Origin of the sequence: Sedimentibacter sp. B4 (assembly GCF_000309315.1) — a bacterium.
GTDB lineage: Bacteria > Bacillota > Clostridia > Tissierellales > Sedimentibacteraceae > Sedimentibacter > Sedimentibacter saalensis.
The window spans coordinates 23,422-44,616 of the sequence record NZ_CANG01000921.1; the positions used below are offsets into that span (position 1 = coordinate 23,422).

At 35.4% G+C, this 21,195-nt stretch carries 20 protein-coding genes; all 20 read right to left on the reverse strand.

Going from position 1 to position 21,195, the window contains the following annotated elements:
* Positions 1-5 precede the first annotated feature (5 nt).
* Positions 6-1,103 (reverse strand): ABC transporter ATP-binding protein, encoded by a 1,098-nt coding sequence (locus BN358_RS15425; RefSeq protein WP_019229440.1) that lies wholly within the window; start codon positions 1,101-1,103, stop codon positions 6-8.
* On the reverse strand, positions 1,091-2,032 hold the full coding sequence (locus BN358_RS15430; RefSeq protein WP_019229441.1) for a BadF/BadG/BcrA/BcrD ATPase family protein: 942 nt from the start codon (positions 2,030-2,032) through the stop codon (positions 1,091-1,093). The genes BN358_RS15425 and BN358_RS15430 overlap by 13 nt, the downstream gene beginning before the upstream one ends.
* Before the next feature lie 14 nt (positions 2,033-2,046).
* Entirely contained in the window at positions 2,047-3,096 is a 1,050-nt protein-coding gene (locus tag BN358_RS15435; protein ID WP_019229442.1) for a serine hydrolase, read from the reverse strand.
* A gap of 10 nt (positions 3,097-3,106) precedes the next feature.
* Complete coding sequence (locus BN358_RS15440) at positions 3,107-3,940, reverse strand: carbohydrate ABC transporter permease (protein ID WP_019229443.1); 834 nt, start codon at positions 3,938-3,940, stop codon at positions 3,107-3,109.
* A 13-nt stretch (positions 3,941-3,953) separates the two neighbouring features.
* Positions 3,954-4,910, reverse strand: coding sequence for a carbohydrate ABC transporter permease (locus BN358_RS15445; protein WP_198018509.1), 957 nt, complete (start codon positions 4,908-4,910; stop codon positions 3,954-3,956).
* An 80-nt stretch (positions 4,911-4,990) separates the two neighbouring features.
* Complete coding sequence (locus BN358_RS15450; protein WP_019229445.1) at positions 4,991-6,376, reverse strand: ABC transporter substrate-binding protein; 1,386 nt, start codon at positions 6,374-6,376, stop codon at positions 4,991-4,993.
* Between the two features lie 185 nt (positions 6,377-6,561).
* Positions 6,562-7,413, reverse strand: coding sequence for a MurR/RpiR family transcriptional regulator (locus tag BN358_RS15455; RefSeq protein WP_019229446.1), 852 nt, complete (start codon positions 7,411-7,413; stop codon positions 6,562-6,564).
* Between the two features lie 153 nt (positions 7,414-7,566).
* Positions 7,567-8,373, reverse strand: coding sequence for a selenium-dependent molybdenum cofactor biosynthesis protein YqeB (yqeB, locus tag BN358_RS15460; protein WP_019229447.1), 807 nt, complete (start codon positions 8,371-8,373; stop codon positions 7,567-7,569).
* Positions 8,370-8,954, reverse strand: a complete 585-nt coding sequence (locus tag BN358_RS15465) for an NTP transferase domain-containing protein (RefSeq protein ID WP_019229448.1) — start codon at positions 8,952-8,954, stop codon at positions 8,370-8,372. Before BN358_RS15465 ends, yqeB begins: the two co-directional genes overlap by 4 nt.
* The gene (yqeC, locus tag BN358_RS15470; RefSeq protein WP_019229449.1) at positions 8,944-9,681 is read right to left on the reverse strand and encodes a selenium cofactor biosynthesis protein YqeC; all 738 of its coding nucleotides are present in this window, start codon (positions 9,679-9,681) and stop codon (positions 8,944-8,946) included. The genes BN358_RS15465 and yqeC overlap by 11 nt, the downstream gene beginning before the upstream one ends.
* A 192-nt stretch (positions 9,682-9,873) precedes the next feature.
* Entirely contained in the window at positions 9,874-11,136 is a 1,263-nt protein-coding gene (locus BN358_RS15475) for an amidohydrolase family protein (protein WP_019229450.1), read from the reverse strand.
* A 125-nt stretch (positions 11,137-11,261) separates the two neighbouring features.
* The gene (locus tag BN358_RS15480; RefSeq protein WP_019229451.1) at positions 11,262-11,951 is read right to left on the reverse strand and encodes a PrsW family glutamic-type intramembrane protease; all 690 of its coding nucleotides are present in this window, start codon (positions 11,949-11,951) and stop codon (positions 11,262-11,264) included.
* Between the two features lie 94 nt (positions 11,952-12,045).
* Positions 12,046-12,660 (reverse strand): 4Fe-4S binding protein, encoded by a 615-nt coding sequence (locus tag BN358_RS15485; RefSeq protein WP_019229452.1) that lies wholly within the window; start codon positions 12,658-12,660, stop codon positions 12,046-12,048.
* Positions 12,661-12,834: 174 nt separating this feature from the next.
* Positions 12,835-13,431, reverse strand: a complete 597-nt coding sequence (locus tag BN358_RS15490; RefSeq protein ID WP_019229453.1) for a GNAT family N-acetyltransferase — start codon at positions 13,429-13,431, stop codon at positions 12,835-12,837.
* A gap of 96 nt (positions 13,432-13,527) precedes the next feature.
* A complete protein-coding gene (locus BN358_RS15495) occupies positions 13,528-14,415 on the reverse strand; it encodes a DarT ssDNA thymidine ADP-ribosyltransferase family protein (protein ID WP_019229454.1) in 888 nt (295 codons plus the stop codon).
* Positions 14,416-14,637: 222 nt separating this feature from the next.
* The gene (buk, locus tag BN358_RS15500) at positions 14,638-15,702 is read right to left on the reverse strand and encodes a butyrate kinase (RefSeq protein WP_019229455.1); all 1,065 of its coding nucleotides are present in this window, start codon (positions 15,700-15,702) and stop codon (positions 14,638-14,640) included.
* A gap of 55 nt (positions 15,703-15,757) precedes the next feature.
* Positions 15,758-16,327, reverse strand: coding sequence for an indolepyruvate oxidoreductase subunit beta (locus tag BN358_RS15505; protein WP_019229456.1), 570 nt, complete (start codon positions 16,325-16,327; stop codon positions 15,758-15,760).
* Positions 16,328-18,112: an indolepyruvate ferredoxin oxidoreductase subunit alpha gene (gene iorA, locus BN358_RS15510; protein WP_019229457.1), complete on the reverse strand. Its 1,785-nt coding sequence runs from the start codon at positions 18,110-18,112 to the stop codon at positions 16,328-16,330. It lies immediately after the preceding gene.
* Positions 18,113-18,237: 125 nt separating this feature from the next.
* A complete protein-coding gene (locus BN358_RS15515; protein ID WP_019229458.1) occupies positions 18,238-20,196 on the reverse strand; it encodes a sigma 54-interacting transcriptional regulator in 1,959 nt (652 codons plus the stop codon).
* A gap of 86 nt (positions 20,197-20,282) precedes the next feature.
* Complete coding sequence (locus BN358_RS15520; RefSeq protein WP_019229459.1) at positions 20,283-21,188, reverse strand: bifunctional enoyl-CoA hydratase/phosphate acetyltransferase; 906 nt, start codon at positions 21,186-21,188, stop codon at positions 20,283-20,285.
* Between the last annotated feature and the right edge of the window lie 7 nt (positions 21,189-21,195).

A 21,195-nucleotide genomic window follows, 5' to 3' on the forward strand; every position in this document is an offset into this window, starting at 1 on the left:
TGCTCCTACACTTTTAAATTGATTCCTGTTTCTTTATTAAACATGTGAATTTTGTCCCATTTGAAACATATGTTTATCTTATGGTCTGTTTTAATATCATAGCGTGTTTCGCTTCTTATAACGATTTTATTGCCATTAATTCTTGAATGTATTAACATTTCATTTCCCATTAACTCTGATACGTCAACATTTATTTCGTGGCTGTCTTGTGATTTGTCTGTAATTGAAATGCACTCAGGTCTTACACCAAGAGTTATTGACTGTGATTTAATATTTTTTGATTTAAGTTTTTCAACATATTCTTTTGATAAGTTTATTGTATGTCCATTAAATATAATAAAATAATTATCGTCTTCACAAATTAATTCTGCTTCAAAAAAATTCATTTGAGGAGTACCTATAAATCCTGCCACAAACACATTTGATGGATTTTCATATACATTTTGAGGTGTATCAACTTGATTAACAACTCCATCTTTCATTATTACTATTCTGTCTCCCAGTGTCATGGCTTCTGTCTGATCATGTGTTACATATATAAAAGTGGTGTTAAGTCTTTTATGAAGTTTTAATATTTCAGTTCTCATTTCATTTCTTAGCTTTGCATCCAGGTTTGACAATGGCTCATCCATTAAAAACACCTTAGGGTCTCTGACTATTGCTCTGCCTATGGCAACCCTTTGTCTTTGTCCTCCCGAAAGTGCACGTGGCTTTCTTTTTAAATACTCTTCTATTCCTAATATCTTTGCAGCATTAATAACCCTGTCATTTATTTCTTCCTTGCTCATTTTTCTTATTTTCAAACCAAAAGCCATGTTATCATACACAGTCATATGCGGATACAAGGCATAGTTTTGAAAAACCATGGCAATATCTCTATCCTTAGGAGCAACATCATTAACTTTTCTTTCTTCAATATACATTTCTCCTTGGGTTATTTCTTCCAATCCTGCTACCATTCGTAAAGTAGTAGTCTTGCCACATCCTGATGGTCCGACTAAGACTATAAATTCCTTGTCTTTAATTTCCAGATTCAAATCTTCAACTGCTGTTACATCATGATCATATTTTTTATATATATTTTTTAATGTTATAGATGCCACGTTTTCCTCCTGGTTTCATATAGATTAAATACTGCTTCAGTTACCATTATGTCCTTATTAATAAACAGGCAATTTTTACTGTATTTTGAAACTTCATTTTTATATGATTCAAGTACAACAATGCTGTTATGAAATACTCCCCCATTTAAGCCAATTTTTATATTTTCGTCAGTTTTAAATTCCTTAATTGCTGATACAGTTGTTTCTGCTAAATATTTCCCTGCATCTTCTAAAAGTTTTACTGCAGCAGCATTATCTTTATCTGATAGATGTACAATTACATGAAACAGTGAAGCTACTGTTTTTTTGGGATTGTCATATACAAACTTCTTAATCACCTTGGGAACAATTTCTGTAATTTCTTTTTGAGAATTTGGAAGACTTCCCCAAATTTCTCTAATGATCTTTGTACTTAATTCATCTAACTCCAGTCCGTTATCTATTTGAGCAGCTATTCTTTTAAGAGCTTCAACAGCAGTATGAAAACCGCTTCCTTTATCTCCTAAAATATGGCCCCAGCCTCCAATAACTTTTCCTTCATTATTTTTTTGAACATATACAGAAGCACCGGTTCCAGCTATTGCAATTATTCCATCTTCATTTTTCAAGTATGCTTTTGCTGTCATTTCAGCATCATTCAATATAATGTTGTCCAGCATAAATTTATCTTTTATGTGATTATGTAAAATTTCCTTATAATCTCCGGTGTCGGCACCGGCCATTCCAACTGCTAAAAATCTGCATTTTTCACCTTTTAAACTTTCCAAACAGCTTTCAATCAACTTGCTTATATTGTCAATTGTTTGCTTGGCATCAACTGAAGGATTGCCGTATCCTCCGTTATTTTCAAATATTAAATTTTTTTTCAAGTCATATGCTGCAAGATGTGACTTAGTTCCTCCAGATTCTATACCGATTATATATTCCATATGTCTTCCCAGCTTTATTTTATAGATGTTAAAGCAATATTGTGTATATTTCTTCTTAAACTTACTAATTTAGTATTATCGCGGGATGGGTGGATTCTGTTAGTTAAAAGTATGAAAGCTTTTTTGTTGTCTAAATCCATGATTATTGAAGTTCCCGTAAAACCGCTGTGATATATTGTTCTGTCACCGGCAAAATCACACAATGCAGCATTCTTTCCCTTAACCCACCAGCCTAATCCTCTATCGTCATTTAATCCTTCTGTATGTAATTTTGAAATCAATTTAATTGTTTGCTTGTTTAAAACTGTTTGTCCGTTAAACTCACCGTCATTTAAATACATTCTTGCAAAATTGCTTAAATCACCGGCTGTTGAAAACAGTCCTGCATGTCCTGCAACTCCCCCAAGAACATATGATTTTTCATCATGTACCATACCTTTAATAATTTTATTGCGCATTTTACAAAATTCAGTTGGAACACAAAGCCCTTTTATTTCATCTTTTGGATTAAAGAATGTATCAGTCATATTAAGTTTATTAAATACATTTTCTTCTGCAAATTTTTCATAGGACCCTGTTAAGGTATCAATTATAAATCCCAACAAAATGAATCCAATATCTGAATACAACACCTGCTTTTCAAACCGTAGGTCATTTACTTTGTTGTTGTACACTGCATCAATTAATTGCTCCTTGTTCATTTCTTTGCAGTCTATATCAGCATCATGACCTGATGTATGAGTCAACAGATGTCTTATTGTTACCTTATTGTTATTATATCTTGGCAATATGTCTGAAACCGGCGTATCCAGGTGCAAAACCCCTTGTTCCATCAGCATCATGATTGATGTTGTTGTTGAAATGACCTTGGTCAGTGAAGCTAAATCATATATGGCATTATCAATTAGATTTTCTTCAGTTGGTATTAGCTGTGATTTTCCAAAGCATTTCATGTATGAATCTTTTTCATCCATGAGAACAAACGCAGCTCCAGGAAAAGTTTGATTTTCGCACAAACTAATAATGTAATTTTCTAAATATTCAACTCTTTCTTTAATAAACATAAATCTCTCCTTATTCCTTAAGGCCGCCAACCAGAAATCCTTTGGCAATTCTGTCCTGAAATATAATATATATTAAAATTGTAGGTAGTGTGGCTATTATTACTGCTGCAAACAAAACTGTCCACGTTGCGTTATATTGCTGCTGAACCTGCAATGATCTGAGTCCCACAGCCACTGTCTGCAGTTCTGGATTTGTAAGCAGTATGGATGGAAGGAAATAGTCATTCCAAATGTTGATTGCAGTAATTATTGTAACTGCAATTGTTGCTTCTCTTGCCATGGGAAACATAACATTCCAGAACACCTTAAAATCACTGGCTCCGTCAATAAATGCTGCTTCAGCATAACTCCACGATATTTTTTTAAAGAAAGAATAAAAAATTACCATGTTAGTTCCCATGCCGGTAGCATACATAACTATTAATCCGTATATATTAAATAAACCTGTGTCTTTTAAGAAAACATACAATGGAGCAAGTGTTCCTGATGTTGGTATTAAAAATCCAACTATTGCCATGCCGTATATCAGCTTATTACCTCTAAATTTATATTTTGCAAGTATATATGCTGTACCGGCTGAACAGATTACCTGAAGAACCGTCCCAATAATTGTTAAAACAATACTTGTCTTAAAATATGAGAGCATGTTTGTTTCTTTAAGCGCCCTTGCATAATTTGTAAAATCAAACTTTGCAGGCAAACTCCATGTGCTGCTATAAAATTCAGAAACTGTTTTAAATGAATTAATTAAAACCCATATATAAGGGAAAATTAATGAAAATGCATATGAAAACAACAATACTTCAATTAATATTAGAACAGTCTTACTAAATTTTCTTCCCAATTTATATCCTCCTTTAACTCCATTCCTTATCTCTTTTGTCCAGGAATTTTTTAATAATAGATACTGCAATGTAACCCAAAACAGCCATTGTTATTCCGGCTGCAGAGGCAAGGCCATAACTTCCGCCACCTAATACTTCTTCAACAACTTTAAGTGCAATGGTTGATGTTCCGTATTGGCCGTTTGTCAATAATTGAGGATGGAGAAATACTCTGAATGCTGCTGTTGCACCTAAGATTGTAACAGTGCATATTGTTGGCCATACGCTTGGTATTATAATGTGAATGAATTCCTGCCAGTTTGTTATTCCATCTAACTCAGCTGATTCCAATATCTCTTTAGGTATTTTTGCAATTGCTCCGCTTAAAATCAGGTTATTAAAACCGATGCCTGCCCATACGCAATAAATAAACACATTTATTAGAGCTGTCTTGGGATCTCCCAGCCAGACCCTTGTAAGATTCTCCAGTCCAATTCTTGTTAAAAACTCATTAACCAATCCTTGATTTGGAGCCCAGGCAAATGACCAAACCATGGTCAATATAACTATTGATATAATATTGGGGATAAAAAGCACTGCATTAAAAAATCTATAAAAAGGAATTTTTTTAGATAGCACATATGCCACAACCAATGATAAGGGAACTATAACCAAGACGTTCAATCCAAGCCATAAGAATGTATTCCTGAATGCTATTCCGTATGAAGCAGTATTATTTATTATCTTATTAAATAGTTCCATGTAGTTTTCTATACCGGCAAAACGCATTTTACCTGTAAATCTGTTTAATCTTTGAAATGAATAAGCTAAAGTCTGCAAGTTCATAAAAAGCGTGAAAATCAGCCAATGAGCAACAGGCCATGCCAGCATTAAAACAACAAATAATTTTGATTTGTTCAATTTATTTGATTTCACTTTAATTAACTTTTTATTTTTGTCTTTGTTTTCGATTTTTGAAATTTCGCTCAAAATCATCACCTCTCTGATAGCTATTTTAAACTCAAGGAACTCCTAATGAGGTTCCATTATGGAGTTCCTTTATAATCAGATTATAAGCCTAAATCTGTTTTTACCCTATCATATTCTGTTGCAGCTTCATTTTTAAAGTCTTCTGCAGCCTTTTCAGGTGTTATTTCTCCGGTTGAAATCTGAGTCAGATATGCATTTCCCAATGATTTAAACATTAAAGGGTTACTGCTTGCATCTGTATATTGATAATAATCCTCATTAGTTATAACATCTTGGCATGTTTGAGTAAATTCACTTACTTCATCACTAAGTTCATAATTAAATGGTCTTAATCCTCCTGCAAGCTTAGCAAACTGTTCACATGATTCCGGACTTAAGCTGAATAAAACAAATGCTTTTGCGACTTCAGGCACTTCAGTATTGTTATATATAGCCATGTAGTCTGGCATATTAATAAATGATACAGGCTTATTTACTTTTCCACCTTGTGGAACAGGAGCCATAGCAATTCTGTATCCTTGTGGCCATGCTTCTGACATTTCGTTTTCTAACCAGTACCCATTGAGTATCATAGCTACCTTGTTGTTGATGAATTCCATTTGAACCTGAGTATGATCTAATGCAGTTGTTCCACTCATTATGTACCCTTTGTCAAATAATTTCCTAAAGTTCTTGAATGATTCTAACACTGCAGTATCTCCATAAATATCAGCACTTGTTGGGTTTTTATATTCTCCAAAGAATTTTTCTTCGCCCATTGATTGTAACTGCCACCCTCTAATGAACGGTCTTGTATAATTAGGATATTTTCCTGGATAAGTCAAAGGTGCAATACCGGCAGATTTAATCTCTTCACATAAAGCTTCGAATTCCGCCCAAGTTTTTGGATATTCCCAACCATGTTCTTCAAACATATTTACATTGTAAACAACGCTCATAGGACCAGCTGACCAAGGAACAGAATATTTTTTTATTCCGCCATTATCTTTTCCAAGATCAAAGTAAAATTTATCTTTTGCTACATCAGTAATATACTCATCCAATGTCATATCAGTTCCCGGAACTTTTTCTTCATAAAGACTTGTTAAATCCATTACCAAACCCTGTGGTCCCCATTCTTCCCACATGCTACCGTTTGCCATATAAACATCCGGTGCATCTACTCCGCTTTCAATCATTGGTGTTAAAGTTTCAGTAAGGTTAGCATCTCCAACCAACTCCACTGTTACATTTGGATATTGTTTTTCAAATTCTGTTTTAAGCCAGTTCTGCCACTTGTTGCCGAAACCTGCTTCGAAAAATGTTACTTTTAGAGTTACTTCTTTATCTTGTGGAACGCTGGGAGCAGCTTCGTTTGATGCATTATTGGCTGCGTTGCTGTCTGCTGCTGTCCCTCCGCTGCTGCATCCTGCTAACAGCATTGCAGCTACTAGAGTAATCGATAATACCTTTGCAAACTTTTTCATTACTATTCCTCCATAATTATTTTTGAAAGCCAAAGGCTTTCTGAATTAATTTGAAACATTTATTGAAATTTTATTTTAATTTTATTATAGTTTATTTGAAACATTATTTCAACAGTTTAATTTATAAATTTAACTTTTTTACAATAAAAAATAAATAAGATTTAGACTTGTTGTCGCAATCTTACTTATTTTAGCTTTAAACCAGAAATTATGCTGCCCGTTTCTATTATTTGTTTTGGAATATGATCGTAATTTTTCTTAATTAAACTCATGAATATGATGTCAATTAAGGTTAACTGCGATATTCTTGAAGATATGGCTCCTATTCTAAACCCCTGTTCTATATGTATTGTATTAATATTTATATCAGAAATATCAGCTATTGGATTTTTACCGACATGAGTTATTGAAATTGTTTTAGCTCCTCTTTCTTTTGCCAGTTTCAAGCTGTTAAATGTTTCTTTAGTCTTGCCGCTATTGGAAATAGCAATTGCTATGTCATTTTTGTTTATGTAAGATGCTGAAACAAGCTGAAGATGATAATCGCTGTGCAGACTGGTTTTCATATTTATTCTCACCAATTTGTATTGAAAATCCAAGGCAACAACATAAGAACCACCAACACCAAACAAATGAATTGTATCTGCGTTATTTATTGCCTCTACAGCTTCATCTATTATTTCTGATTTAATAATGGATTCTGTATTTTTAACAGCATTTATATGGGCATTAATTACTTTAGAAATAATTTTTTCTGTAGAATCATTTGTTGTGATTTGTTCATATATTTCTTTTTCTTGATTTAATTCTTTACTTAAATTTTTGGCTATAGCCATTTGAAATTCTTTAAAACCACTATATCCCAGCTTCTTTGAAAAACGAATTATTGCAGCGGGACTTGTATCAGATACACTTGCAAATTGTTGAACAGTCATTTCACATATTTCCAGCCTGTTATTTATTACGTAGTCTGCTAATTTTTTATCATTTAAAGATAATGTAGGTTTTAAATTTTCTATAACATTTAATATATCCATTACTACGCTCCTAAAAACTTTAAGACATGACCGTACAAATGTTTTGCCGCATATAATATGAAATGAGCGTCAAAACTCATTTGATACTATAATCATACCATATTATTACAAAATAAACAATAAAGTATAGCGAACTCTCTCTACTTTCTCTCTTTAAATACCTTTAATTCTCTTAAAAATCATCACGGCCTCCAGAACTCCTCCTCCAATGGCTCTTGCCTTGTCTGAAATTGAAAAGCAATTTTCAAGCTGGTCCACTCTTGGGTCCACATCTCCAACCTTGAAATTTTCAGTCACATATGTGTTGTCTCTTAAAATTCCTCTCAGTATGCCGTCAATTTTTGCTTTTACTTCCTTACCGTCAACTATAGCTACAGTTTCTCCGCATTTAATTATATCCCCGATGTTATGGGATGTCCTGAATGTTCCTTTGCACGGTGAATAAATTACCCGTTCCCATGTGTATCCTTCTATACTTCCGGGAGTCTTTGTGTTAGGAGCTGCTTCACCTTCAAAAATAATTCTTCCAAGATTGTGTCCCCTGTTGCTTTCAATTACAGCATCAACATCTTTTCCTGCTGTGAATCCTGGACCCACTGCAACAGTAACAGGAGCAAGATTCCTGCTCATGCCGGTATTTTTTTTAGCTATTATTGAATCAACTACAACATCCGGTTTCAATCTATTTATATAATATCCTTCAGGATCAACAGTTATTGGAACCTGGTCCTTTTCCCATGCACTGTATATTTCATCCACATTTTCAGCCAATATGCAAACTGTATCCTCTAGAACTTTTATTCCGCTGTATACTGCTTCTGAGAAACAAGACGTCCTTCTTATGGAAGTAGGCTGCTTTGTTTCAAGTATGAGCACCCTGAAACCGGATCTGTGAAGTTTCTGTACAACACCTGAAGCAATGTCTCCTCCTCCTCTTACCACAGCGATATTTGATTTCATCTTTCCACCTTCTTACTGACATTTTCATAATCTTCCATGGTATCAATATCCATGAATTCATATTCTCTGTCTATGTCTACAAAGACTATTTTATCCTTATTATTACCTATGACAGCCTTTCCTCCATTATCTTTGCTAAGCATTAAAAGTTCCTCCTTTAGACAATGCGGAAAAATTACAGGATTCCTCATTTTATCTTTGCATCTGGGCACTATAATACAACAGGGATTTTTTTCAAAACTTTCAAGCATGAGCTTTACTGTTTCAACAGATACAAACGGCTGATCTGCCACAAAAAACATGTAACCATCGGCTTCCTTTGATTTTCGAACGCCAAGAATTATAGACCGACTCTGACCGTCCTCATACTCTGTATTTTTCACAGCATTAAATCCCAGGAGCCTGGACTTTTGCAGTATTTCCTCATCCTTTGCCACAACAGATTTATCATAAAAATCGCATTTATTGATTGTGTCAAGTATGTATTCAAAAATTTGCCTGTCTTTTATTTTCATGAGGAGTTTATCCTTATTCATCCTTCTTGACATACCTGATGCCATAACTATTGCGCTAACATTCATAAAAAACTCCTTCTTTCAATGAACCCGTGCAAATTTTAAAATCAAATACATTCCCTGCAGCATTTGCTTTCAGGTATTCTGCCAGATCCCAAGCCTTTTTCAGCTGCTTGAAGTCATCTGCCCTGTTAATGAACAAGTACAGTTTCCCTCTTGAATTTTTAAATATTCCATTTGGGCTGGAATATATTCTTCCTACGGTATCATTGTCTACAATCAAGCTTCCTTCAGCAAACTTAATGAAACCCTCGTAATTATATATATTGTCCGGTTTTATTTTTTCGCCCAGCATGTCAATTGGAAAAACACCAATTGTCTTTGTTGTTTTTCTTAGTATCGGAGGTTCATGATCCTTCCATGCTTTGAGAGGCAGCATTTTTGAACCATCTGCCTCAATAAGCACAACATCAAAATCATCCAATACCCTTTCAAGGTCTTCGTCATTGATTCCAATCAGTTTTTTTTCTTCCTTAATGTACTTGCTGGAAATCACTGTTGCTCCCTCATGATTCTTCATTTTATCTCGAATGTAATCATCTATGCAAGGGTATATGAAATCATAATCTTCTTTTGAAGGCATGAAAATTTTGGTGCTGGTGGTTATAAGCACCCTGCTCTTTTTTCTCAGTTCATTTCCAAGTGTAAACAGAAGGGATGTCTTTCCTCCTGTACCTGTAATTGAAACAACATCACCCTTTTTTATATCAAACAATTCCGTTAAAGTTTTCATAAATCCTCATTTTTAAACCATGAAGGCAGATACTGAAGGCATTTTATTAATTATACAATTTCTCATATTAAATATCAATGAATATAAAATGATGTTTACGCGATTCTGGTTGTTTTTCAAACAGAATGGTATTTTTAGATGCAGAAATGTTCCTCTTTACAAAAAAGAGCAATGAATTACATTGCTCCAATTTTATATTAATTTCCCTGCCACATATTTTTTGACTATGTTTTCATGTGAGCCCACATAAACAAATCTTTCAAGTCTTTCCTCTACGTTGTGAGGAATTTCGTTTATTAGATTTTCATCATCAATTACAAGGGCATCAAAATAGTAACCCTTCTCAAATGAGCCTACCTTGCCGAAGAATGAGCCTCCTCCTTTAGTGGCAAGATAAAATGCTTCAGAAAAGCTAACTGGCTTATATTCCGGAAAAACAGTCCAGTAAAGTTTTGATGTCTTGATTGTTTCAACTATGTGTTCTCTCATGTTGAGGGAATGAGCTCCTCCCACATCAGAGCCAAGTCCAATTTTTAGTCCTGCGTCCATATATTTTCTAAGAGGCATCATACCGCTTGACAGATTTGCATTTGACTGAGGGCAGTGGGCTATCATAACTTCACGTTCCTTAAGCATAATGAGCTCATCATCTGAGCAGTGGACACAGTGAGCCATTACTGTCTGCCCTTTGGGCATAAGACCGTAGTCATTATAAACACTTGTAAAATCCCTGCACTCAGGATGAAGTTCTTTCACCCACTTTATTTCATCCTTGTTCTCATCAAGATGTGACTGAACAGGAAGATTATACTTATTTACTATTTCAGATAGTTTTTTCATGAGTTCTGCAGTTGTGCATGGAACATATCTGGGTGTAACAATATAATCCACATTGTCATTGTTTTTTGTACTGTTCATCCACTCAATAAGTTCAACTGTTTCATTTGCAGATGTCAATGTATCTTCCATGAGGCCTTCTATTGAGTTCCTATCCATGTTCACTTTTCCAACCAATGCTCCCATGCCTGATTTTCTGAGAAGTTCAATCAATATCTTAGTACCTTCAGAGTGGCTTGTTGCAAACATGCTTGCTCTTGTGGTGCCGTTCTTTTTCATCTCTTCGATTGTCAGACTATAGGATGACCTTGCAAATTCAGCGTCTTTGTAATTTCCTTCAACTGCAAAAGTATATTTCTCAAGCCATGGTAAAAGTTCAAGGCTAAATCCCATACCTGCATTGACCCACTGAGGTGCGTGAACATGTACATCGTTGAATCCCGGTATAATGAGTCCCTTTGTATCTACTTCCGGCAATATATTTTTATATTTTTCGGGGAGCTGTGAATAAACTCCTTCAATAATTCCATCTTCAACAGCTACATATCCATTTTTAACTATTGTAAATTTTTCTGATGTTTCAGTGTAAAGAATATTTCCTTTATATATTTTAATCATTTAAATCCTCTTTCTTATAACCTTAAAAACACAACTTTTAATCTTATCACATTTTCCATAATAATGCAATACATTTTTTGACAAATTAAAAGCACAGCGAACTGTGCCTTAATAGTGAGTATTTCTTATAACCCGTTTCTTTTTTTCGAATCAGCGTAATACACATTTAATTTCTTTAAGTTGTTCACCCAAAGATAAATAACAAAAGGTACGAATAAAACCATCAGAATATCTATTTGCGACATGAGTATGAAGTCAAAAATACCGTGTAGAACTGTAGGAACAGAGAGTGATTTCTTAAAATAATACTGGCTTTCTTCTTCTGTGAGAGCAAATTTTGCCATGGATAAATAATAACCCATTGTAACTGCAAAAAGCATGTGTGCAGGTACAGACACAATTGCTCTGTAAAATCCTATGGATTCAACATCTGAAAATCTAAACACAACATACATTACATTTTCTATGGTTGCAAAACCAAGGGCTGCAATTACGCAATATACTATGCCGTCAAGCTTCTCATCAAACACCGGGTTGAAGTAAACATTTTTTAAAACAACCTGCCTTTTCATGTATTCCTCCGTGAGTCCGGCTACTATGAAAGCTGTGTACCCGATACCGATTATTCCAGGAAACACATTGAAAAAAGTCAGAATGTTTTCCACAAAAATTGTTGGAATTACAGAAATTATCCCCATAATGAAGACTTTCAAAAGAATTCTTAAGGGCTCTCTGTCATGTCTGTCAAATAAATAGAAAAACAAACCAAGCGCAATGCCTGGGGTTATTGCCGTCATAAATAAATTTATGTTCATAGCCTCTCCAATTATGAATTTTTACATAAAACTTATTCTTTTATATTATTACTTTATTATTCAATTGGCAAACTATTTTTATAATAAATCATTTTTACTGGCAGCCTATTGCCTGATCCTGTATTTTTTTCTGAGCGTCAAGATATATTCCCGATATGGTTGAAATAGGACAAATTGTGCACCAGGTTCTTGGTTTGTAAACAAATGCGAGCACCAAACCAATTATGGTTGTGGTCATCATCATTGAATAAAAGCGGTATGCCATGTGTGTGATCCAAGGCAATACGTTGTTTAATTCAATCAATTGCGGCAATTTGAAAGGAATTGGAAATACTATGAAAAACCTAAGCTGTTCCAAGGGATTCATGAATCCTGCCGCAACTCTTGCTGTTGACATGCTAATGAAAAACAAACTTATTCCGAAATATACCAGCATTATATATTTTAAGTTTCCTTTAATGAAATAAGTAGGAGTTTTTAAAGAAAACTTGCTTGTAAGTTTTCCTGCTTTTGTATATAGATTTGCTCTTGGGCAATACCCCTGGCAGTATGTCTTCCTGTTTGTTTTAACAAGCAAAACCATGGGAAGAATCATGCAAATCAGCCCCAGAAGCGAAAAGTGAATATTCACAAAACCAAGCGTGAAATATAAAATGTTGATGATAAAAAGATTTTTGTTGTTCTTTAAGTTTTTAAAAAAATTAGTCATTAATACCTCCATGCAATTTCGCGACAAAAAAATATACAACTAAAAATTTTGGCGATATTCATTCGTGAAAATTAATTAATTGCATATATTTTTTAATCTTAATATGACTTAACTAATATGTTGTCATAGTATACATGTTGGTATGTATATGTTCTGTGATTAAATCACTAACCGTTATTCAATGATGCTTTGAACTCTTTTCATAACAGATTCAAATTCTTCAGTTCCGGCTAATTCAGTTATATTCTTAGGTTTTTCAGGACAGAGAGTGTATTCCTTAATATTAAGGGTCAAATATTGAACATCCACCCAATTTCCGAATTTGAAGCCAACATTTTTCAATATTCCAACTTTTTCAAAACCAAGCTTGCTGTGCAGTTTTTCACTTTTGATGTTAGGCATCGTTACAACACCATAAATATTGCAATATCCTAAAAGACCTGATAATTCAATAAGAGCAACATAAAGTGCCTTTCCAATGCACTTGCCCTGATGTGAAGGATCTATGTAAATAGAGGATTCAACGGACCAGTCATAGGCTTCCCTTTCTCTAAATCGTGAAATGTAGGCATATCCTACAACCACGTTTTCTTCTTCGCAAACGAGAAGCGGAAATGTTTTTTGAATTTTGGCCATTCTTTCTACGAATTCTTCCTCTGACGGCACTTTGTACTCAAAGGTAATAATGGTATCCCTTACAAATGGTTCATAGATATTTAAGATTGAAGAATAATCACCTTCGTTAGCAAGCCTTATTTTACAGTTATTCATCTTTGTCCCTCTCTATCATAATTTTATATATAATACTGCACATGACCAAAATTTACAACATGAAAAATAAAAAAGACAAATTAAGCTGTGCCTAATTTATCCTATTGTTTCCTCAATGGAAAGTATTCCACCAAACCAAAACTCAAACCTAACAGGAACTTCCGTCTTCATAACTTCAAGATTAAAATCCACACTGGAGGATTCGGGAAATTTTATCTTTGTACTTCGTATTATGTTCCCTTCCAGGTCGTAGAGTATATATTCATTGTTTCCTGATTCTTGAACAGGCTGGTTTGTAGAAAAATGAAGGACAAAGACGTTACTGTCAATTTTACCATCATACACTATGTTGTAATCCTTGATGAAGTTTTTTTCATTAAAAAACATTTCAGGTTCTACACTGTAATATTTATTCTTTCCGAAGAGGATGCAAGCCCTCTTGTAGTCTGCAATACTCCTGAACACTATGTTCTTTAAATTTCTTATAGAAACCGGTTCATCAATAATAAGCTCTGCCATTTTTTTTCGTCTTGAAGTCTTCATATTTTCACTTAAATTATCATCTGGTTCTATATTAAACACCGTCTCCCAGTCTATTTTCTTGCTGAAGAATTCATTGTCAGTTCCAAATTTCGTATATATGGAGTCTGCATCTCCGTCTGTAAACACCGACAGATCAAAACAAATTAATTCCTCACTGAACACCAGACATACAGGAACGTCCATGTTCAGGCGGCTGTTGCATTTTTTTTCATAGTAAAACCTTGTGCAGTTTTTCAGGTCATTGGCAGCTTTAATGTCTTTATCCCATACATCCGTAAACTCTATGTTGTTTGCATAACAAAGGGCCCTGCTGCAAAGATATCCTATTTCTATTATGGAACTTAAGTTAGAAAAGTCTGTGTAGTGCAGCAACCCCCTGAACTCATGCTCTTCCTTCAATTTTTTGACCGTTTCTTTCAGCTTATGGCAATCACTTTTCACATAAATTCCTCCTCACATCTTTAATAATTTATATTAGATAAGGTTTTCATTTATGTGATTAAAATTGAAACTATTTTTTATGAAATAAAGGGGCTGTTACATTAGCTTTTATTATCGTGTCATTCAAGGGCTTTAGCCCGAAGAATCTCATTACTTTAAAATATGAGATCCTTCGCAATGCTCAGGATGACATGAAAATGCTAAATGCATCAGTCCCAAAATTTATTCTGTGTATTCTTTTGCTTGTTCCTCATTTCTAAGAACTCTCAATGTTCCAAGGGCCAGTGATTCCATTTCATTTTCCCCTGCCATTATTTCAACTGGAGCAATGAACTCAACTCTTTCTTTTATCATGTCTGTCATCATTTTTGAATACGCAATGCCCCCTGTTAAGATTATGGCGTCAACATTACCTTTCAATACTGTTGAAAGCTCGCCTATTCCTTTTGCGATCTGGTATGCCATTGCTCTATAAACAAGATTTGCTTCATCATTACCTTCATGGATCATCTTTTCAACTTCTCTTGCATCTGTTGTTCCAAGGTAGCCTTTAAGCCCTCCGTTTCCGCTTATCATTTTCCCCACTGTTTTTTTGTCGTACTTTCCTGAAAAACACATGTCCATGAAAGGCCTTAAGTTTACTCTTCCTGAACGTTCCGGTGAAAATGGTCCCTCATCATCAGAAATGATGTCGCTTAATCTTCCCTTTTCATAGACACTTAAGGAAACTCCTCCTCCCATGTGGGCAACGACAAAGTTCATTTCAGTGTAATTTTTACCCATGTTCTTTGCTGTCTTAATTGCCATAGCCCTGGAATTTAATACGTGGCTTGTGCTGGTTCTCGGCAATGCGGGCATTCCTGAAATTCTGGCTTCCGGTATCAATTCGTCAACCTTTACTGAATCGTAAATGTATGCTTCTTTTCCTACTGAAGAAGCAATTTCATGGGCAATAAGTGCTCCAAGGTTCGATGCGTGTTCAACAACGGGTCTGTTTTTAAGTCTGTCAACCATCAAATCATCGACTCTATATGCACCCGACTTTACAGGCGGAAGCATTCCTCCCCTTCCAACCACTGCATCAAGCTTATTTACATCAAAACCATTGTCCTTTAAAAATAAAAGAACAACATCTTTTCTCATTTGAAACTGATCAACAACCTTTTCAAATTTTTCCATTTCTTCAGCAGGGTGATCCAGGGTCTTGACCAGAATTTCCTGCTCATTTTCATAAAGCGCTATTTTTGTTGTAGTCGAACCTGGGTTGATTGCAAGTATCTTATACACAAGTGCCTCCTATATTTTTATACCTTAAGTGAACAGTCACTATTCATACTTAAGTTTAAACTAAATTTTTTCCTGTTTCAAGTGCTGTTAAATTGATATCAACAAAATTTTCTTTTATGTTATCTCTGAGTATTTTTTCCCAGTCAATTTCTTCAAGCCCCATTGCCTTTATGATTGTTCCAAGCAATATTATGTTCATAACCTTAGAGTTTCCAAGTTTTTCAGCTTTCTCCGCTGCATGTATTACAACTGTAGTAGCTTTGCTTTTTAATACTTCAACTGCATTTACTGGATATTCTGCTTTTCCTGAAAGTATTGGCATTGAATTTATTTCATAGTCATTTACAACAACCTTTCCATCCGGCTTAAGAAAATTCAAGTATCTCAATGCTTCCATCTTTTCAAATGATACAAGTATGTCTGCTCCTCCAAGCTCTATAACCGGAGATTCAACTTTTTCTCCGTATCTTACCTGAGATGATACAGAACCTCCTCTTTGGCTCATGCCATGAATTTCGCTCATCTTCACGTCAAATCCAGCCTCCATCAATCCTGTTGTAAGAAGTTTGCTGGCAAGTATTGTTCCTTGTCCTCCCACTCCAACCAATAATATGCTTTTTGTCATTTATGCTTCCACCTTTCCTATTGCTTTTACAGGACATACCTGTACACAAACTTCGCAGCCCACGCATGAATTCTTATCTATGGATGATTTCTTTTCATTTTTGTCAAATGATATGGCAGGACATCCTGTTCTTGTGCAGGCTTTACAGCCAATGCATTTTTCAGTATCAACCGCACAATATGTTTTAAACGCATCTTTAAATTCTTCTTTGTCTTCCGGAGAGAATTTTTTCAACACGCAAGGCCATCTAGTTATTATAACTGAAGGTTCGTCAAGTGCTAAAGCCCAGTCAAGAGCTGTCTTTACTGCCTTTATGTCGTTTGGATTTATTACAACAACATTTTTAAATCCTATTGCCTTTACTATGGCTTCAATGTCAAGAATTACTGTCTTGTCTCCCTGCAGCGTGTAGCCTGAACCTGGATTTTCCTGATGTCCTGTCATTCCTGTAATACGGTTGTCAAGAATCACATTCACAGTATTTGAGTTGTTGTACAGAACATTCATAAGCGAGTTTATGCCAGTGTGGAAGAATGTTGAATCACCAAGGCATGAAACAACTCTCATCTTGCTGTCCTGCTGCATATTGAACACCTTTTGCGCTCCGTGTCCCACGCTCATGCTTGCTCCCATGCATATGTTGTGATCCGTACAGTTATAAGGCTCTGCAAATGCCAGTGAATAGCATCCTATGTCTCCTGATACCAGAACATTTTTTCTTTTTCCTAGTTCATAGTAAAATCCTCTGTGAGGACATCCTGCACAAAGAGTAGGTGGTCTTGAAACAACTTCCTTTTCATCATACTCAACAGTTGGAAGAGTTTCTCCGAACACGGAAGCACGTATGACTTCAGGAAGCATTTCTCCAAAAGGAGGGAATGTATTTTTTCCGAAACATTCAAATCCAAGTATTTTTACCTGTTCCTCAATATAGGGATCATTTTCTTCTATTACGTATACCTTTTTTATCTTTGAACAAAACTCACTTATTTTTTCCGTTGGCAAGGGCTGGGTGAAACCAAGTTTCAAGTATGACACTGTATTTCCGAACACTTCCTTTGCATAGCTGTAACATACACCTGATGTGATAACTCCTACAGCTGTATTATTCCATTCAAAGAAATTCAGCTTTGTTGTGTTTGAAAATTCAAGAAGTTTATGCTGTCTTTCTTCAACCTTTGCACGCAATTTTCGTGCAATAGCTGGAACTGTAACGTATTTGTTTATGTCTTTTTTGTATGGTATTATTTCTTTTTCTTCTCTTTCAACACATTCAACTATTGCCTTTGAATGACACACTCTTGTAGTCATTCGAAGAAGTACCGGTGTATCATATTTTTCGCTTAATTCCAGAGCTGTCTTTGTCATGTCTTTTGATTCCTGGGAATCTGAAGGCTCAAGCATTGGAATTTTTGCAGATTTTGCATAATTGCGATTGTCCTGTTCATTTTGAGAAGAGTGTTGTCCCGGCTCATCTGCAGATACAAGCACAAGTCCTCCGTAAACTCCCGTATATGCCACTGTGAACAAAGGGTCCGCAGCAACATTAACTCCAACATGTTTCATTGAAGCAATTGCCCTTGCTCCTGCCATGGATGCACCTATTGCTGTTTCCAATGCAACCTTCTCATTAACTGCCCATTCAGCCACTATATTTTCTTTGTACAATGCTATGTTTTCTAATATTTCAGTGCTTGGTGTTCCTGGATAAGCTGAAGCATATCTTACACCTGCTTCATAAGCACCTCGTGCAATGGCTTCATTTCCTGTCATTAATTTTTTCATATTAACGCTCCTTTATTTTTCTGTTAATATGAATAGCAACATTCATGCCAAAAAACAAAGGCTTGAAATCATGGTTTCCATAATTTTAAGCCTATTTTTTTAAATTTTGTATAAATTTTTGTACGTTATTGTTTAATTTTTTGCACATCTTTCCCTGAATTTATTTTGTTCCACAAGGATGACCTGCTTATACCAAGCATTTTTGCAATATCATTTTTTGACATTCCCTGTTCTTCAAGCATTTTAATGACTTTATTTTCAACATACCTGTCTATTTCCTTCAAATCCAGAATAATGTTAGATTTTTTTACTATTTCAGCATTTTCTTCAGTAAATTCAATTTCTTCTCCAATATTCTCAGCTTCAAATACTTCATTGTCTTTTTTGCAGTCTGCTGCTCTATCGTCCAGATTAAATTCTCCAAATATGACGCATCGTTTGGCAATATTCTTAAGTTCCCTGACATTGCCCGGCCATGAATAAAGAACAAGTTTTTCTTCAAACTCTGAACTTATTGCAGGGACTTGTCCATCCTCTGCAAACTCATGCAAATAATGCTTGAAAAGAGGCAGTATATCTTTTTTTCTCTGTCTTAATGGAGGTATGTGAAGTTCAAGTATGTTTAGCCTGTAAAACAAATCCCTCCTGAAGGATCCATCCTTGATTTTATCCTTGAGGCTTTCATTAGCAGCAGTCAATATTCTTACATCAAGAGGAATAACATAATCAGAGCCTATTCTCATAACTTCCTTTTCTTCAAGCACCCTGAGAAGCTTTGACTGAAGATTCAAGGACACACTGTTTATTTCATCAAGGAATATTGTGCCTCCATGAGCAAGTTCAAAGAGACCGGGCTTTCCTCCCTTTCTGGCTCCTGTGAATGATCCTTCTTCATACCCGAACAGCTCGCTTTCAAGAAGACTCTCTGTTAATGCAGCACAATTTATTGCAACGAAAGGTTCATCCTTGCGGTCGCTTATGTTGTGTATGCTCTGAGCCATCATTTCCTTGCCCGTTCCGGATTCGCCGTAAATTATGGCAGTGCTGTCCGACATTCCTATTTTAACAGCCCTTGCCATGGTTTCCTTCATGATAGAATCAGCTGCAATTATATCATTGAATTTAAATTTGGCAACAAGACCTTTTTTATTCATTTCATATCGTATTTTCTTTTCCAAATTCTGAAGTTTAGTTATATCCTGGAAAGAACATATAACACCTACAGCCTGGTTTTCTATTTCAAGCATTGATATATTTGCTGTGACCACGACCTTTTTTAGCTGCATTATTTGATTGTACCTGTTAGTTCTTGTTTTTAAAACATCCTCAATGGTACTAAGTTCCGGAAATACATCTGTCAGGCCTTTTCCAAGCACATTGTATTGGTCTTTTTTAAGAAGCTCATGGGCACGCTGATTGTACAAAATTATTTTTCCTTCTCTGTCCACAGCCAATACTGCATCATGGACCCCGTCAAGTGTTGTATTAAGAACTTCATTTTTATATTTTTGCTCATATAGACTGTCAACTATTTCCCGTGCTCTTGCCACTGCATCGTGAATGGAATCGTCGCTGGCTGAAATATACACAAAATTTAAGTTATAATTTTGAGCTGCCTTGCAGGGAATTCCTCCGCCCACTATTACAACATCTCGTCCTGCAAATACATAGCTGCTTATAATTCCTTCAATTTTATCCTGATGATCAAACTTTTCAATAGTGACGCTGCAATTTAACAGTTCGCTCCATTCATTAAGATCAAAAGTTTCCATGTGAGAAAGAACAAGCACCACTTCTTTTTTATACTTTTTCGCGGTCATAATGGCATACAAAATATCAAGGGTGGAAATTTTAAGTTGTATTACAGGAACACTTACTTTGCCCACAGTGTGAAAATAACCGCCGCTCCTAGCAATAATTGCCTTCACACCTTTTTTCTCAAGCAACATTCCCTGTTCGCTGATTTTATCCTCATCAAGGGTTTCAATAATTATTTCACCGCTTTTTATATTGTCCGCATAAAGCTTTTCAATTATTTTTTTAAGCTCAGAATTATTTGCTATGATACCTATTTTTCTTCCCATATGTTTCTCCGATTCGTTTTTTACATTATACAACAACAAAAACAGCTGCACAACAAAAAACAGCTGAATAGCTCAGCTGTACGTATTTATTTTACTGCAGAAGCTGATAACACCAGAGACAGGTATTTTTCTTCGGATGTTGCTCCCCTTGAAGTAAGCACAACCGGAACCTTTGCTCCAACAATCATTCCTGCCATTTTACCGTGTGCAAGTTCAAGTATGGCCTTGCTCATTATATTTCCAGTTGTAATATTTGGAGCGATAAGTATGTCCGCGTCCCCTGTGACAGGAGAATTGAATCCTTTTATTTCAGCAGATTCCTTGTTAAGAGTGAGGTCCACAGATATGGGTCCTTCAACCAGGCAGTTCTTGATTTTGCCTTCGTCGTTCATCTTTTTAAGCATATCGGCATCCACTGTTTCAGGCATCTTTGGATTTACGGTCTCAACTGCTGCCAGCACTGCAACCTTAGGGCATTCATATCCCATTGCCAGAAAAACATCAACTGCATTTTCAATTATCTGCTTCTTTTCTTCTACATCAGGATACATCATCATTCCGCCGTCAGTTATTGAAATCAGCTTATGGTACGTTGGAACTTCAAGTATTGCAACATGCGACATTACCTTGCCTGTTCTTAATCCTTTTTCCTTGTTTACAACAGCTTTTAACAAATCTGCTGTCTGAAGCTTGCCCTTCATTATGAAATCGGCCTTATTTTCATTTATAAGTTCCACAGTTTTTTCAGCTGCTTCCTGGTCGCTGTTTGTGCTGATTATAGAGTCTTCATCAAATTCAACATTGAGGTTTTTCAATATTTTTTTGATTTTTTCCTTGTCTCCGATAAGCACAGGTTCAACAAGCTTGTCTTTTGCCGCCCTAAAAACAGCTTCTAATGTGTGTTCATCATGGGCTGCAGCCACTGCGACTCTCTTTTTAGAATCATTGTTTTGAACTTTTGCAATCAATTCCTGAAAATTTTTCAACTCCATTTTGTCC

What these genes read in the sequence shown, in the direction of transcription:
- BN358_RS15490 (WP_019229453.1), bottom strand. Translation starts at nt 13,431, where the DNA reads ATGAATAACTGTAAAATAAGGCTTGCTAACGAAGGTGATTATTCTTCA.
- BN358_RS15485 (WP_019229452.1), bottom strand. Translation starts at nt 12,660, where the DNA reads ATGACTAATTTTTTTAAAAACTTAAAGAACAACAAAAATCTTTTTATC.
- BN358_RS15450 (WP_019229445.1), bottom strand. Translation starts at nt 6,376, where the DNA reads ATGAAAAAGTTTGCAAAGGTATTATCGATTACTCTAGTAGCTGCAATG.
- BN358_RS15435 (WP_019229442.1), bottom strand. Translation starts at nt 3,096, where the DNA reads ATGTTTATTAAAGAAAGAGTTGAATATTTAGAAAATTACATTATTAGT.
- BN358_RS15455 (WP_019229446.1), bottom strand. Translation starts at nt 7,413, where the DNA reads ATGGATATATTAAATGTTATAGAAAATTTAAAACCTACATTATCTTTA.
- BN358_RS15465 (WP_019229448.1), bottom strand. Translation starts at nt 8,954, where the DNA reads ATGAATGTTAGCGCAATAGTTATGGCATCAGGTATGTCAAGAAGGATG.
- iorA (WP_019229457.1), bottom strand. Translation starts at nt 18,112, where the DNA reads ATGAAAAAATTAATGACAGGAAATGAAGCCATTGCACGAGGTGCTTAT.
- BN358_RS15480 (WP_019229451.1), bottom strand. Translation starts at nt 11,951, where the DNA reads ATGAACATAAATTTATTTATGACGGCAATAACCCCAGGCATTGCGCTT.
- BN358_RS15505 (WP_019229456.1), bottom strand. Translation starts at nt 16,327, where the DNA reads ATGACAAAAAGCATATTATTGGTTGGAGTGGGAGGACAAGGAACAATA.
- yqeB (WP_019229447.1), bottom strand. Translation starts at nt 8,373, where the DNA reads ATGAAATCAAATATCGCTGTGGTAAGAGGAGGAGGAGACATTGCTTCA.
- yqeC (WP_019229449.1), bottom strand. Translation starts at nt 9,681, where the DNA reads ATGAAAACTTTAACGGAATTGTTTGATATAAAAAAGGGTGATGTTGTT.
- BN358_RS15430 (WP_019229441.1), bottom strand. Translation starts at nt 2,032, where the DNA reads ATGGAATATATAATCGGTATAGAATCTGGAGGAACTAAGTCACATCTT.
- BN358_RS15520 (WP_019229459.1), bottom strand. Translation starts at nt 21,188, where the DNA reads ATGGAGTTGAAAAATTTTCAGGAATTGATTGCAAAAGTTCAAAACAAT.
- BN358_RS15515 (WP_019229458.1), bottom strand. Translation starts at nt 20,196, where the DNA reads ATGGGAAGAAAAATAGGTATCATAGCAAATAATTCTGAGCTTAAAAAA.
- BN358_RS15475 (WP_019229450.1), bottom strand. Translation starts at nt 11,136, where the DNA reads ATGATTAAAATATATAAAGGAAATATTCTTTACACTGAAACATCAGAA.